Raw genomic sequence first — 15551 nt, 5'->3', positions numbered from 1 at the left:
TTGTAAAAACGATACTCATAATCGGCGATCTCGTTTTCAATTTGCTGTTTATACAACCTATAGCTTAAGCGGGTTTCTTCGTTCAAAGCTTCAACATCCACCTTTTTAAGGTATTCCAGACGTTTTTTCGCTTTTTTTAAATCTTCAGCATATTTAAGGTGAGAAAGATCATCCCACTTACCGTAATTTGTTTTGTCGCCTAAACGCGTTTGTAACATTGGTGAATCGTCAACATCCTTCTGAAATTCCTTCTCAAAGTACTGGTTAAGTTCAGCTGATGCTTTTTCTATTTCAGCTTCCGAATAACTGTCTTTTTCTTTTCCGCAGGCAACAAAAACCCCCAGCAGAAGAATCATGATATATTGTTTTTTAATTCTGAAATTCATTAAAAAGTTAATTTTTTAATTCGGTGAATTTAATCCTGGAATCGCCGTAAACAGTATGGGTTTGTGTCTTGAAATCTTCTTCTGAAGCTTCAAAAATATTAGGCACAAAGGTTTGTGGATTGAGATCTATAAGTGGGAACCAGGTACTCTGCACCTGGATTTGCAGTTTATGACCTTTCTTAAAAGTATGATTGATATCCTGAAGCTTTAAACCAACTTCTGTTTTTTCATTGGGAGTGAAAGGCTCCGGATTTTCAAAACTGTTTCTGAAACGCCCGCGCATTACCTCACTTCGCACCATCATATGGTAATTATCCATATCCTGATGTGGCATAGTTTCTTCATAATCCTCAGAATCCATAGGATATACATCGACTACCTTCACAACCCAATCGGCAGCAGTACCGGTGGTGGCAACCTGTAAAATGGCTTCAATTTCACCTGCAAGTTTCATATCTTCCTCGAGGCGTTCGGTTTCAAAAATAAGCACATCGGGTCTTCTCGCAGCAAAGCGTTGGTCACCCGTCATATATTCCCGTGGCGTAAAAACCGCCTTGATCTCATCATTATAAGGAACCGGTTTTTTTACATCGCTTATAAAGCTCTTTTCTGTTTCTGAAGCTTCATCGGTAAGTTTCTGGTCATCACCCAGGAAAAACACTCTTTCTTCACCCTTTGGAGGCCATTGGTCGTAGGTATTCCATTCGCGCTCCCCGGTGTCATATAAATAAGCCTCAGGCAAACCGGGATTATCTTCTGCATCGCCTTTCAGAAAGTGATTAAAGAATTTAGTTTCTATATTCTGCTGATAATCTTTTGAAAGATTATCCCCAAAATAAACATTTCCTACAGCCTGTCTTTCGGTTAAGCGCGCCCAATCGCCGTGGCTCCAGGGGCCCATCACCAAAGTATTGAAGTTATCGCTTCGCTTTTCAATATTCTTATAAGTCTCGAAGGGACCATACAAGTCTTCAGCATCAAAAAGTCCGCCTACTACCATCACAGCCGGCTCTATATCTTCCAAATGCTGAATAATCCCGCGGCTCTGCCAGAATTCATCGTAATTAGGATGTTCTTTTAACTGTTGCCAGAACTCATTGTCTTCTCCATAATATTCATCAAGATTGCTCAATGGCCCGACATCCAGGAAAAATTGGTATTGATCCTGGGTTCCGAGACCGGGAAGTTCATACCAGGCTTCATCGGTAGGACCGTCTTTCTGGTAGCCAAAAAGGGCGGTTGCTCTCCAGTAGCTTAAAAGATAAGCTCCATTATGGTGAAAGTCATCAAAGTAAAAATCCCCGATTCCTGCCTGGGGAGAGGCAGCTTTTAGGGCTGGATGGGCATCCAGTAAAGAAGCTATCGCGTAGTGCCCGGGATAAGAAATTCCCCAGGTCCCAACCCGACCGTTATTGTTTTCAACATTATTTATAAGCCACTCAATAGTATCGTAAGTATCGCTGGATTCATCGGTTTGATTTCCGGTTTTTTCGGGAATAAACGCCCTCATATTATCGTATTTCCCTTCGCTCATCCAGCGGCCGCGCACATCCTGATAAACGATAATGTTCCCTTCTTCCATCAGGAATTTATTGGGCCCTATAAGCGAACGAAACTGATCTTCTCCGTAAGGACGCGAACTATATGGAGTTCGCTGCATAAGAATTGGATAATCTTTAGAAGTATCTTTGGGTGAATAAATGGTAGTATGCAATTTCACACCATCCCGCATAGGGATAGTTATTTCGGTTTTATTGTAATTATCTTTTACCTTAAATTCTTCAGTTTGTGCCGAAAGGTTCAGGCTTAGCCCGGTTATAAATAATACAATAAAACAGGAATGGAGTAATTTCATTTTTAGGATATATTTTAAAAGTTCCTAAAGATAGAAATTACCCGCATAACCATAAAGAAAATTTAATTTATACCGTCCTCCTTAAATTTGTCCAGTCCTTCCTGCAACCATTGATAGTATTTCTCGGCATCGGGCATGTAGCCAACCGGCTCATGAAGCATATTTACTTCAGGATCTACCAGTACATAAAAAGGTTGGGAGTTATTTCGGAAATTAATTGTTTGGAATGTCGCCCATTTGTCTCCAATAGTTTTAATAGGCTTTATACTTCCGTTTGGCCTTATGTAATTGAATTGTTCATCTTCATCTAACTCCAGCCGGTCATCTACATAGAGTGAAATAAGAATATAATCATCTCTTATCGTCTCAAAAACCTCAGGTTCACTCCAAACCTGCTCTTCCATTTTACGGCAGTTCACACAAGCCCAACCGGTGAAATCTATCATCATTGGCTTATTTTCCCTTTTAGCAGCTTCAAGACCTTTGTCCCAGTCTTTGTATGCCTTCAAACCTAGTGGAGCTTCGGTACCCTTATCATAAACACTGTAAAATAATGGTGGCGGAAAACCACTTAGCAGTTTTAGGTTTGCATGGCTGGTGTTTGTGAGGCCCGGGATTAGATAGATTACAAATAAAAGTACAAGTACGCCTACCCCAAAACGACCTTTGCTTATTCTTTGCTTAGGCCCGTCGTGTGGAAAACGCAGTAATCCGAAGAGATAAGCCACAAGGCCGATCCCTACAAGTATCCATATCCCAATAAAAATCTCTCTTTTTAAAATTCCCCAGTGCTCAACAAGATCGGCATTAGATAGAAATTTAAAGGCAAGGCCAAGTTCTATAAAACCAAGAGTCACCTTAACAGTATTGAGCCATCCGCCACTCTTTGGAAGTGAATTTAACCAGTTAGGGAACAGTGCAAAAAGTGCAAACGGCAATGCCAGGGCAAGACCAAAACCTCCCATTCCTACTGAAAGTTGCATCGCTCCACCGTCACTTGTTAATGAACCACCCAGCAAAGAACCCAGAATAGGACCGGTACAGGAGAAGGAAACAAGAGCCAGAGTTAGAGCCATAAAGAAAATTCCAATAAAACCTCCTACGCTCGAAGCTTTATCATCCATCTTGCTGCTCCAGGAACTGGGTAAAGTAATTTCGTAATATCCAAAAAAAGAAAAAGCGAAAATTATAAAGATTACAAAGAAGAGAATATTCAGGCTTACATTGGTTGAAATATTATTTAGCAACTCAGGGTTTACACTATCCAGAAGATGGAAAGGTAGACTGAGTAAAAGGTAAATCAGGACAATAAAGAAACCATAGGAAATTGCATTAACAGTTCCCTTCTTTTTGTTCTTCGCTCCCTTTGTAAAAAATGAAACCGTTAATGGAATCATAGGAAAAACACAAGGTGTAAGCAGAGCGATAAGTCCACCCAAAAATCCTAATAAGAATATATTTGTAAAATTATTTCCCTCTTCTTCCTCGGTGTGGTAGGCTTCCATACCCTTAAGATTCATATCCAGGGCATCGGCAAGTTCCTGATCCCGGTCAGAGACTTCAAGATCGGTAAAGCCAGATGTTACCTGCATATCCTGAAGTGATATGGTAAACCGTTCTGTCTCGGGAGGCAAACATTGCTCATCATCACAAACTGAAAAATATACTTCAGCAACCACTTCAGATTCCTCAGGGTTAATTACCTTAATTTTTTGAGTAAAGCTTACTTCATCTTCAAAATAAATGATGTCGGCACCAAAAACCTCGTCATAATAAGGTTCAGATTCAGGTTCTTCGGTTTCGCCTATAAGCTCAAAGGCATCGATAGAATCATTATAGGTGAATTTTGTAGGAATTGGCGCGATCTCAATATCAGCTTCCTGTTGTGAATAGAGGTGCCAGCCTTCTTCCAGGGTAGCGGTGAAAATTAGATTATAAATACTATCATTCTCCTGTTCTACTTCAGCTTCCCAACTTATGGGATTGGAAAATTGATAATTTTGATCGTTGTCATCGAAAATTTGAGCATTAGCTGTAGTGAAGCTTAAAACTAATAAAAGCAGACTTGCCAGATACCTCATAAATTACAGGTGATTTTTAATATTTTCTGATCGGGTGAATTTATAGCGAATCGGTTATCGGCGCGTTGGTTGATCACCCAAACTATTTTTTCTCCCGAGCACAGCAACCAGCTGTTTTCCTTTTCGGGTAAAGATAATTTTTTGTCCTTAAAGAAGTCGCTAAGCTTTTTCCTTCCTTTCATTCCAAAAGGATAAAAGTAGTCGCCTTTTTGCCATTTTCTCACAATTAACGGGTAATCAAGCAAATCGGGATCCACATAAATGCAGTTTTCTGCCCTCTCCTCTATCTCATTAACTACAGAAAATGTAAAAGTTCCAATTGGCAACATAACAAATTCTTCATTTTCTTCTATTTCAAATTGCTGATTTTCGATTTCTGAAGGCAGTTCAGTTAAAATAAGCTTTTCCCTGTCTTTAATAAGCCTGTGGCCGGAGGAAAAAACCATTTTCCCCGGTTGAGCATCCAACAGATTGTAAACATCATCCCATTCCGTAAAACCAAAGGATTTCAGGAGCTGATACAAAACCGGTTTGGTATTTGGAATTTTCCGCAGAAAGGCTATATCCAACTCATAGCCAAGTTTACCTTTTTGTACTGCCTCAGGATAAATAAGGCTAAGATAATCTTCAACCAGGTCCTGACTTTGCTTTAGATGTTCCTGAGTTTGTAAAAAAGTCTGCACAAAACCGGGATTGAGTTCCTCGAATTGCGGAACTATCTCATGCCTGATTTTATTCCGAAGATATTTGGTGGAAGCGTTGCTGCTATCTTCCCTCCAGGTAATTTTCTTTTCTCTGGCATAGGCCTCTATCTCCTTTCTGGAGAATTTCAACAAAGGTCTGATCACTTTTTTATTTTCTACCTGTATTCCCGAAAGCCCTTCCAGGCCGGTCCCGCGAACCAGATTTATAAAAAATGTTTCTACGTCATCGTTGGCGTGATGAGCAGTAAGTACAAAACCATAATTATGCTGAAGTCTCAGCTCCTCAAACCATTTATAACGCAATTCCCGCGCGGCCATCTGGATAGAAAGTCCTTTATCACCGGCGTAGCTTTTAGTATCAAAATTCTGGGTGAAAACCTGGCAATCCATATCTACTGCCAGCTTTTTGACAAATTTCTCGTCGGCATCGCTTTCGTTGCCCCTAAGGTTGAAATTGCAGTGAGCAATAGCAAAATCCAATTTAGCTTCATGGCAAAGATGAGTAAGAACCACGCTGTCCAATCCCCCACTCACAGCCAGAAGCAATCTGCTAGTGCTAAGGGAAGGGAAATCACTTTTAATTAGATTTTTGAAGGGTTTTTCCATCGGAAACCAAAGATACAAAAGACCGATTTAAGATAGTACCTGTCGCATGGCTTTTGCTTTCAAAAGACATTCTTCATACTCCTTCTCCGGATTCGACTGTGCAGTAATCGCTCCTCCAACCGAAAATGACACGAATTTTTTCTCTGCATTATAAAGGATACTCCGAATCACTACATTGAAATCGAAGTCCCCATCAGGTGTGAAATAACCCACCGCACCACTGTAGAGTCCACGTTTGCTCTCTTCCAGTTCCTCTATGATCTTCATCGCTGAAACCTTTGGCGCCCCGGTCATACTTCCCATGGGAAAAGTAACGCGCAGAGCCTCCACCGGGGGAATGTTTTTCTCGAGTTCGACCGAAATTGTGGAGATCATTTGATGCACTTGCTTAAAGGAATAGACCTGGCAAAGCTCGTCTACTTTAACACTACCTCTTTTGGCTATTCTGGAAAGATCATTTCTCACAAGATCTACGATCATCACATTTTCTGAACGCTCTTTGGGATCGTTTTCCAGGTTTTCAGCGATTTGTTGATCCTCCTTAGGATCTTCTGAACGTCGGGCTGTACCTTTAATAGGTTGGGATAATAATTTTATACCCGATTTTTTCAAATAACGTTCAGGCGAAGCCGAAAGCAGGAAATATTCCTCCAACCGTAAAAATGTTGCGAATGGCGGCCCCGAAATAGCATTCAACTCCTGAAAGACATCTACAGGCTCGATAAACCGGTTTTCAGCAAAGAACTCCTGGCAAAAATTAGCTTCGTAAATATCGCCCCGCTGAATGTGTTTCAACATTTGCTCAACTTTTTCCAGGTAACTTTCCTTAGAGATGCGAGCTTGAATTTCCTGCTGGCTGTTCGGAGTTTTCTGCCTTGGATTGTCGATTTTTAATTCCTGGATTTCAGCGTAATCTTCCTCGATCTCATCATCAACCATTCTCAGGTAATGCATTTCCAGTACCTCTCCCTTCAAAAAAAACAATTTCTGTGGCTGAAAAAAATACAGGTCGGGAAAGCCTAATCCGTCAGGATTATTACTGCTTAAAGCTTCCACATCGTTTTTAAGATCGTAGGATAAATAACCAAATATCCAGTCTTTAGTAGTTTGCTGGTATTCCTGGAGTTTATCGAAAGCTTGGTGATAATCGGTTTTTATGGCAGTGAAGGCTGTTACAGCCAAAACTGCATCATATTTACCGTGTTCCTGATGATAATCATTGCTATCCAACCATGCTACTTCCCGGAATTGTTTACTCCAGTAAAGTAACTTTTGTTTAAATTCTTTAGGGTTTTCTAACGAAAATTGTTTAGCGCTGCGCACGTATTCTTAAGTTTGGGAAGCAAAGGTAAAAATACCTTATTTAAGCACACATAAATCCTTTTATACTTTTAATCTGGTGATTTCTTAATTCTTGTTTTCTTCCTGAAGATCTTCATCAACATCCTGAGAAAAACTGGTTAAGACATCCAGAATACCTAATTCCATAACCTCATTTAAAATCTTTTCATCCTGGAAATTATCCCGAAAAGAAGGCAAACTAAAACTATGCATTACCTGCCCCCCGAAACGAGGAAAAATCGATTTGCAATATTCCAAAGCTGCTGCTCCACCTCTGGCTCCGGGGGAAGTGCTCATCAGAAGGATTTTTTTACCCATAAGAAAATTTCTATCCAGGCGGGAAAGCCAGTCCAGGATATTCTTGAAAAATGCTGAAATATTTCGGTTGTGCTCATTTACAGTAATGATCAGGCCATCGTGTTCCGCAATCTGATTTTTTATGATCGTGACATTAACCGGAATTCCCCGCTCTTTTTCGATATCGGCACTATAAATAGGTAATTCATACTCGGTAAGATCAAGGATTTTAACCTCATGCCCCTGAACACGGCCGGCAATATGCCTTAATAGCTGAACATTGATGGAAATACTGCTGTTGGAGCCGGCAAAGGCAAGTATCTTTTTCATAAATAGGTTTTAGCTTCTTCTCAAAAATAAAGAAACAATTACTTTTTGGATTGGTTTTGTGATTTTCATTAACATTTTCTCTAATCCTACAAGGATTTGGCACTCTTGCAGGCTTACCCAGTCGAGATCCCGCCCTGCGGCGGGATTAGTTCAACTACCTGTTTTAAATGATGCCTTCGGCATTTTTAAAACAGAGTTTCACTAACTTTGCCTCCCCATAAAAACTTCAAGCTGTGACTTTTCAGGATTTAAATATTACTACTCCTTTGCAAAATGCATTGGAAGACCTAGGAATTACTTCCCCTACGCCCATTCAGGAGCAAACTTTTTCTACCATAATGTCTGGAAGAGACATGGTCGGGATTGCGCAAACAGGAACCGGTAAGACCTTTGCCTACATGCTTCCTATTTTGAGAATGCTTAAATATTCTGAACAAAAGAATCCGCGGGTACTAATTCTGGTGCCCACCCGCGAACTTGTGGTGCAGGTAGTAGAGGAAATTGAAAAACTTACCGCTTATATGAATGTGCGAATCGCAGGGATTTATGGCGGAGTAAATATGAATACCCAGCAGCAAAATCTGATGCAGGGCCAGGATATCGTAGTGGCCACACCGGGAAGACTTTATGATTTGGTTCTAAGACGGGCGCTTCAGCTAAAATCTATTCAAAAACTTGTTATTGATGAAGTTGATGTGATGCTGGACCTTGGTTTCAAATTCCAGATAAATAATATTTTCGAATTGCTTCCGGAGAACCGGCAAAACATCATGTTTTCTGCAACGATCACTGAAAATGTAGAGATTTTGATCGAATCTAATTTTAAGAGTCCGGAGAAAATTTCGGTCGCGGCCAGTGGAACTCCCCTGGATAATATTGAACAAACCGGGTATAAAATCCCGAATTTTAATACCAAGGTAAATTTCCTGAAACACATTCTTCAGGATAAAGAAACCTACTCCAAGGTGCTTATTTTTGTAGCTTACAAACGAATGGCCGACCGGCTTCACCAGGAACTTGAATCGTATTTCCCTGATGAGTGTACGGTAATTCATTCCAATAAAACGCAGAATTACAGGTTGCGAAGCATCAAACAATTTGGCAGCGGATTTTCAAGAATCCTGGTTGCTACAGATGTGATGGCTCGGGGTCTTGACATCGAGTCGGTAAGCCACGTGATCAATTTCGATACGCCAAAATATCCTGAAAATTACATGCACCGCATAGGTCGAACCGGGCGGGCAGAGAAGGAAGGGAAATCAATCTTATTAACCACTGAAGCCGAAACCGAATATTTGGAAAGTATTGAAGCTTTAATGAAGATGAAAGTGCCGCAAATTGTTTTGCCGCAGGAAGTTGAGATCTCCACGGAACTTATCCCGGAAGAACAACCCAGAATTTTTGAAGCCAATAATCCTTCAAAATCTTCAGATGCTGATGCGCCAGGACCGGCTTTTCATGAGAAAAAAGAAAAAAATCGAAAAGAAAACCTTGGTGGATCTTATAAAAGGGAAATCGCGAAGAAATACAAAAAGCCCAAGACGAGAGGTGATAAAAATGCCAATCGAAAAAGAAAAAAATAGATGCAGCAAATAAAAAATGAGTTTTTAAGTATAAGCGTAAATCCTGTGGGAGCTGAACTTTCCAGTATCAAGAATCTTGAAACCGGAGTTGAACATCTCTGGCAGGGAGATCCTGAGATATGGGCCAGCCAGGCGCCAAACCTTTTCCCTGTTATTGGAGTCTTGAAAAACGGCGAATATATTTTTGAAGGGAAAACCTATAAAATGCCCAAACACGGGTTTGTGCGTTATAACGAAAATATTGAGCTAAAATCAAAGACTGAAGATGAGCTTATCTTTGAATTAAATTATTCTGAAGAAAGTTCGAAGCAATATCCTTTTAAGTTCAGGTTTGAGATCGGGTTTATACTAAAAGATAAAAGTATTGAAGTTTCTCACAGGATTTATAATCTTGATGATAAAACGATCTATTTCTCACTTGGTGGACATCCGGCCTTTAACGCCCCAATTTCAGTAAATGAAGTTTACGAGGATTATTATTTGGAATTCGATCAGAAACTGGATCTACGCAGCTATTTACTCAATGAAGAAGGCCTGATTAGCGAAAAGACCGTTGGTATTCTTGACAATGAAAATAAGATCAGGTTGAAAAAAGACCTCTTCGAGAATGACGCACTTATTTTTAAAAATATTCCCTCTAAAAAAGTTTCCTTGAAAAGCAAAAATTCGGGGACAGTTTTAAGCGTGGAATACAAAGACTTTAAAAACCTTGGAATCTGGGCTAAACCCGGTGCGCCTTATGTTTGCATAGAACCCTGGCTGGGAATCGCCGATGTGGAAGGCACCGACCAAAACCTGAAAACCAAGGAAGGGATGGAGCAATTGGAACCGGGGAAGATTTTTCAGGCTAATTATATAATAAATGTTGAGTAAGTTTCCAGGTAATATTATAAATTAGATAGATGGAAACCACAGAACTGAAAGGAAAATTAATTGAAAAAATCAGAAATTCTTCTGATAAGGAGTTTCTTGAATTTCTTTTAGAGATTTTTCCGTCAGAAAATACTTATAACTTGACTGCTGAAGAAGAGGAAGCTGTAAATCTCGCGAAAGAACAGATTGATAACAACGAATCTTATTCCCATTCAGAAGTAATGCAGAATCTTGAGAAATGGCTCGAAAAATAGTTTGGAGTACAGCGGCCAACAATGATCTGCTTGAAATCCTTGAATACTGGAACCTAAGAAACCAATCTAAAACCTACAGTAAAAGGCTCTTAAAAGAATTTAATCTCATTATAAAATTACTTCAAAAATTTCCCGAGCTGGGTATAAAAACAAATAGGAAGAATCTAAGGATTAAAATTTTTAAAGCTTATAAGATATTTTACGAAATTGGAGAATATAGTATTGTTATATTGAGAATTTGGGATACCAGGCAAAATCCTAATAAGCTAAAAATTTAAAATCCCGCATGAGCGGGATTTTTTTATGTTTTTTTTTAAGTTCTGTTCTTTTTCTTGGCGGCCTTCGCAGCACGCTTTTCTTTCAGGCTCAACACCGGCTCTTTTTTAGCCGAATTCTTCGAGGGTGATTTTTCTTTAGGCATTTTTCACAGGTTTTTAAATTAACCCTATAAAGATAGTCAAAGAACAGATACCATTTTAATACGCTAAAAATAAAACCCGGAAATCTCCTGATTTCCGGGTTTTGAAATATTAAATTTCAGCATCAACTACACGTGCAGCGGACGGTTATCGGTTGCGGCCAGGGCAGCTTCCTTGACGGCTTCAGCATAAGTTGGGTGAGCGTGGCTCATACGGGATATATCTTCAGCAGAAGCGCGGAATTCCATAGCGGTAACCGCTTCAGCAATTAGATCAGCGGTTCGGGCACCTATCATGTGGATACCTAGAACTTCATCGGTCTTTTCATCTGCAAGGATCTTTACAAATCCATCCAGATCACCGCTGGCTCTGGAACGGCCAAGGGCACGCATAGGGAATTTTCCTTCTTTATATTTAACGCCTTCTTCCTTGAGTTGCTCTTCGGTTTTCCCTACTGCGGCAACTTCGGGCCAGGTATAAACTACCCCGGGAATAAGGTTATAATCGATATGCGGTTTTTGTCCGGCGATAATTTCAGCAACAAAAGTGCCTTCTTCCTCGGCTTTATGGGCCAGCATAGCCCCGCGAACCACATCTCCAATCGCATAGATATTCTCTACGTTAGTTTGCAGGTGTTCGTTCACATCTATAGTGCCTTTATCAGATACTTTCACTCCTGCAGCATCAGCTTTCAGTCCATCAGTATAAGGCCGTCGTCCAACAGATACCAGGCAGTAGTCACTTTTTAATTCGACTTCTTTCCCTTTTTTATCATCAGCTTTGATAATGATCTCGTCACCATTGCGTTCAACAGATTTCACTTTAGTTGAAGTATGGAATTTCACGCCCTGTTTCTTAAGTACTTTCTGTAGCTCTTTGGAAAGCGCGCTGTCCATAGTAGGTATTATGCGATCCATGAATTCTACCACGGTTACTTCGGCTCCTAGGCGACGGTAAACCTGACCCAATTCAAGACCAATTACCCCTCCACCTATCACGATCATATGCTTCGGAATTTCCTTTAATGTTAAGGCTTCAGTAGAAGTAATCACGCGTTCTTTATCCAGCTCAATAAACGGAAGATTGGAAGGCTTAGACCCGGTAGCGATAATTATATTTTTGGCTTCGATAGTTTCGGTTTCCCCATCGTTCTTTTTAATGTTGATGTGGGTTTTATCTTTGAAAGAGCCAAGACCTTCGAAAACATCAATCTTGTTCTTATCCATTAAATACTTTACTCCATCGCAGGTTTGACTAACCACCGAGTTTTTACGTTCCATCATTTTTTCAAGGTTCACCTTCACCTCACCCGGAATATCAATCCCATGTTCCTCAAAATGCGCAACGGCATCGTGATAATGATGTGAGGAGTCCAGCAAAGCTTTACTCGGAATACAACCTACATTTAGACAAGTTCCTCCCAGGGTTGAATATTTTTCAATAATCGCAGTTTTCATTCCCAGTTGCGCGCAGCGTATAGCAGCCACGTAACCTCCGGGACCTGATCCTATAACTGCAACATCATATTTACTCATAATTCAATGTTTTGTATTGGTTTTTAAACAAATTGAACACAAAAATACAACTATTCGCGCCAATGACCAATGCACATAAAATTATGATCTAGGCTTTAACATAAACAGTTTTCCGATTAACAAATTCCATCATTCCTTCTTTCGCTAACTCACGGCCGTAGCCAGATCGTTTTGTTCCGCCAAAGGGAAGTCGCGGATCTGATTTTACCAGCTCGTTTACAAAATAGGCGCCATCGCTCACGCTTCCGGCCATTTCCATAGCTTTTTCTATGTTTTTGGTAAAAACTGTTGTTCCTAAACCAAACTTTGATTTTTCTGAAAGTTCAAATGCTTCCTCTATTGTTTTTACTTTAATAATTGCTGCGAGTGGGCCAAAAGTTTCTTCATCGAAAGCGGCCATTCCCGGCTTTACATTTCCTAGTAAAGTAGGTTGATGGAAACAATTATCCTGTTCGCCGCCAAGTAGCAACTCAGCTCCCTGTTCTAAAGATCTTTTTACCTGATTTTGAAGTTGATTTGCCAGATCTTTTCTGGCGAGCGGGCCTACCTGGGTAGTATCGTCCATAGTGTCTCCCGCTTTTAATTCGCTTACCGTAGCCTTGAATTTGGTAATAAATTCCTCGTAAATCCCTTCTAAAAGAATAAAGCGCTTTGCTGCGATGCAGCTCTGCCCGCAGTTTAGCATTCTGGCAGAAACCGCTATTTTAACAGCGCGATCAATATCGGCATCTTCCCAAACTATAAATGAGTTATTACCGCCTAATTCCAACAAACTCTTTTTAATATATTTTCCCGAAAGTTGAGCCACGGCCGATCCTGCAGCTTCGCTTCCGGTTAAGGTAACCGCCTGAACTGCGTCGTGAGCGATGATCATTTCGGTTTGATCGTGATGAACTATTAAATTTTGAAAAACACCTTTTGGATATCCTGCCTTTTCAAAAACCTCCTCAATCTTTATAGCACAGCCAAAAACATTGGGTGCGTGTTTTAAAATCCCGGTATTGCCAGCGGTAAGCGTTGGTGCGGCAAACCTAAAAACCTGCCAGAATGGAAAATTCCACGGCATAATAGCAAAAACACTTCCAATTGGATCGTGCCTCACATAACTATGGGTGGCATCGGTTTTTATTTCTTTAGAAGCGAGAAATTCTGCAGCATTTTCAGCATAATAATCACAAACCCAGGAACATTTATTAACCTCAGCTCTTGCTTCAGAAATTGGTTTTCCCATTTCTTTAGTAATCATTTCGGCATATTCTTCTACATTATCCCTTAAAACTTGTGCAGCTTTTTGTAAAAGATCAGTTCTGTAAGAAAGTGGTGTCCTTTTCCATTCTTTAAAAGCTTTTCCTGATTTGTTTAAAACCGCTATGGTTTCCTCTTCAGTTTGAGCCGTATATTTTCCAACTTGCTCCCCATTGTAGGGATTTGTGCTATAAAATTCCATTGTATTTAGTTTTTTTATGGAGTACTGAATTAGAATTACCAGGCAGAATTTTTAACTAAAAAACCTGATGAAATAAACAGGAGAAAATCCATTATTTATAGCACCAGGTTCTATAGAAAATTATATAACAGGCCTGTCTAACTCCTCCAGGAATCGGCATAACCTGTTCCAATTTTACTCCAGAAACCGGCTACAGCCTGCCATGACACTTCTCCGTTATTAATTATTTTTCCTCTTAATTTTTCAAGATCTCGCGCATTTGTTTTTGGGTGAGCCTGAGCCATGGCATTTACCATAATTTCGGTAAGGGTTTCCTGCCAATCTAAATTCCCCGCGTATTGCTCTTCAAATGGATCTTCTACTGTCTGGGCCACTGCTACAGCTTCCTGATTCCACCATTCAGAAGCAACTTGAGCCGGTTCATAATTTATGAGCTTATAAACCTCCTGAAAGTTCTCAAAACTTTGCTGTACAGAAGTTTCAGGCCAGCGAAGTTCTACTTTTCCTTCTAAGGGTCGGTAAACCGAAGTGAATAAAGTTCCAAAACCTTCCTTGAACTTGGTATTATAAAGCGGAGCTTTTAGGAAAGCATCAGCCACTTTGGCTGAATTCACTCCTTTAGCAGACAACATTTTATTCAGAAAAGATGAACGCTCCATCGTTTTATTAAACGCAGCATTTTCCGGCCAGTCTATTGTTCCCTGATGATTTGTAGTAAAAGAAGCATCGGTAACCAGCGGTGCTTTATCTGGTGCAAGTTGTACGGTTTTGAATTTTCCGGTTTTATCCACCACAGTCACATTGTAAGACATATGCGAAGGAATCCTGATTAAAGCTGAAACAGCTTCATCAACATCACTACAAAATTCCAAAACGTAACGCAAAATAAACGGAATACCGAAACCTACACCAACTTCTTTTCTACCTCCGAAAGTAAGTGAAATTGCAAGGCCATCTTCATTCATTCCGTCTACAACCCCAATAAGGCAATCGCTGGTTGCGATCACTTTTTTGCCATTCCATGAGGTTAGTAATTGAGTTCCTTCCATTAAATCCGGATGGAAATCGTAATTTCTAACCAACTGAATAACTTCTCCGCTAGTAACTGCCTGCGAGCAACCACTTATATAAGCCGGAGGCTGAAAGCCAGTTAAAAAACTTGCCGCTACCTTATCTCCTTTTGCAAGTTTGCATAAACGATGATAGGTAGGCCACATCTCTGGCATATACTTTTTAAGCGCTGCCTGTGAGGTTTTAAGGTCTGGATAATTAGTTGTTCCTTTTGAATTAAGCCAGCTTTTATAGGCAGGCCAATGAGTATTATATAATTTCTGCCATTTGCAACCTGGCTTTCCGGGTTCAGAAATAGCATTGAAATGTAATTGCATATAGCAGGGGTTTAAATAATTGCTTAATTTCCTGGGGTGGAAAAGTAGTTTTAATTCCTTTTAATCCTTCAAAATACCAGTATTTTATTTAGTTAAAGTTCCTGATAATTTTGGCTTCTTTTTATCTTCCACCATTTCAGATTTGTACTGCCCCCGAATGGCTTTTATCCAGTGCTTCGCCCTGTTGTTAAGCTGAAAATCGTCGGTCATCATACGGCCGCGACTTACCAAAATTCCCATATCAGCTCCTTCATAAAGGTAATCTCCTTTTCGGCTAATTCTCAAGAAAAAGGCTTCGTTTTCATTTTCAACGGCCCTACGATGTGTATCCATCCTATCAAATTGAATATGGCCGGTATCATACATTCTGTAAATACCAGATCTTGGTGCTTCAGTAATGAATTCTACGGTATCTTCCGTATGCTTCACAATAAGCTGACTCCAACCATCTA

Annotated in this window: 13 protein-coding genes and 1 pseudogene; 4 read left to right on the top strand and 10 right to left on the bottom strand. The window is 40.1% G+C overall.

All coding sequences use genetic code 11. From position 1 onward, the window contains the following. The 6 genes from ACESK1_RS08950 to ACESK1_RS08925 all read right to left on the bottom strand — a co-directional run. Positions 1-386: DUF885 family protein (locus tag ACESK1_RS08950; protein WP_372919845.1), on the bottom strand; the 386-nt coding region annotated here is incomplete at its 3' end. Positions 387-393: 7 nt separating this feature from the next. Beyond that, a complete protein-coding gene (locus tag ACESK1_RS08945; protein WP_372919844.1) occupies positions 394-2241 on the bottom strand; it encodes a CocE/NonD family hydrolase in 1848 nt (615 codons plus the stop codon). 62 nt (positions 2242-2303) lie between these two features. Then, positions 2304-4322, bottom strand: a complete 2019-nt coding sequence (locus ACESK1_RS08940; protein WP_372919843.1) for a protein-disulfide reductase DsbD family protein — start codon at positions 4320-4322, stop codon at positions 2304-2306. Then, on the bottom strand, positions 4319-5632 hold the full coding sequence (gene tilS, locus ACESK1_RS08935; RefSeq protein ID WP_372919842.1) for a tRNA lysidine(34) synthetase TilS: 1314 nt from the start codon (positions 5630-5632) through the stop codon (positions 4319-4321). Before tilS ends, ACESK1_RS08940 begins: the two co-directional genes overlap by 4 nt. Positions 5633-5659: 27 nt before the next feature. Next, on the bottom strand, positions 5660-6955 hold the full coding sequence (gene pabB, locus ACESK1_RS08930; RefSeq protein WP_372919841.1) for an aminodeoxychorismate synthase component I: 1296 nt from the start codon (positions 6953-6955) through the stop codon (positions 5660-5662). Between the two features lie 84 nt (positions 6956-7039). After that, positions 7040-7600: an NADPH-dependent FMN reductase gene (locus ACESK1_RS08925; protein ID WP_372919840.1), complete on the bottom strand. Its 561-nt coding sequence runs from the start codon at positions 7598-7600 to the stop codon at positions 7040-7042. 233 nt (positions 7601-7833) lie between these two features. Here ACESK1_RS08925 and ACESK1_RS08920 point away from each other — a divergent pair, with 233 nt between their 5' ends. The 4 genes from ACESK1_RS08920 to ACESK1_RS08905 are packed head-to-tail and all read left to right on the top strand — an operon-like array spanning position 7834 to position 10588. After that, positions 7834-9183, top strand: coding sequence for a DEAD/DEAH box helicase (locus ACESK1_RS08920; RefSeq protein ID WP_372919839.1), 1350 nt, complete (start codon positions 7834-7836; stop codon positions 9181-9183). Beyond that, positions 9184-10056 (top strand): aldose 1-epimerase family protein, encoded by an 873-nt coding sequence (locus ACESK1_RS08915; protein ID WP_372919838.1) that lies wholly within the window; start codon positions 9184-9186, stop codon positions 10054-10056. 29 nt (positions 10057-10085) lie between these two features. After that, positions 10086-10310, top strand: coding sequence for a hypothetical protein (locus ACESK1_RS08910; protein WP_372919837.1), 225 nt, complete (start codon positions 10086-10088; stop codon positions 10308-10310). Continuing rightward, positions 10295-10588 carry a type II toxin-antitoxin system RelE/ParE family toxin gene (locus tag ACESK1_RS08905; RefSeq protein ID WP_372919836.1) on the top strand — a complete coding sequence of 98 codons (294 nt, stop codon included), beginning with the start codon at positions 10295-10297 and terminating at the stop codon, positions 10586-10588. Before ACESK1_RS08910 ends, ACESK1_RS08905 begins: the two co-directional genes overlap by 16 nt. Before the next feature lie 269 nt (positions 10589-10857). Here ACESK1_RS08905 and lpdA read toward each other — a convergent pair whose 3' ends face one another. The 4 genes and pseudogenes from lpdA to ACESK1_RS08885 form a co-directional block, all read right to left on the bottom strand. Further along, positions 10858-12264, bottom strand: coding sequence for a dihydrolipoyl dehydrogenase (lpdA, locus tag ACESK1_RS08900; protein WP_372919835.1), 1407 nt, complete (start codon positions 12262-12264; stop codon positions 10858-10860). An 88-nt stretch (positions 12265-12352) separates the two neighbouring features. Then, a complete protein-coding gene (locus ACESK1_RS08895; RefSeq protein ID WP_372919834.1) occupies positions 12353-13711 on the bottom strand; it encodes an NAD-dependent succinate-semialdehyde dehydrogenase in 1359 nt (452 codons plus the stop codon). A gap of 137 nt (positions 13712-13848) precedes the next feature. Continuing rightward, on the bottom strand, positions 13849-15099 hold the full coding sequence (locus ACESK1_RS08890; protein ID WP_372919833.1) for a C45 family autoproteolytic acyltransferase/hydolase: 1251 nt from the start codon (positions 15097-15099) through the stop codon (positions 13849-13851). Between the two features lie 84 nt (positions 15100-15183). Then, positions 15184-15551 (bottom strand): annotated as a pseudogene (locus tag ACESK1_RS08885) (biotin carboxylase); the annotation flags it as partial.

Origin of the sequence: Salegentibacter sp. (assembly GCF_041642575.1) — a bacterium.
Classification (GTDB): Bacteria; Bacteroidota; Bacteroidia; order Flavobacteriales; family Flavobacteriaceae; genus Salegentibacter.
Note: the sequence above shows the minus strand (reverse complement) of the source record. Positions and strands in the feature narration are given on the sequence as shown.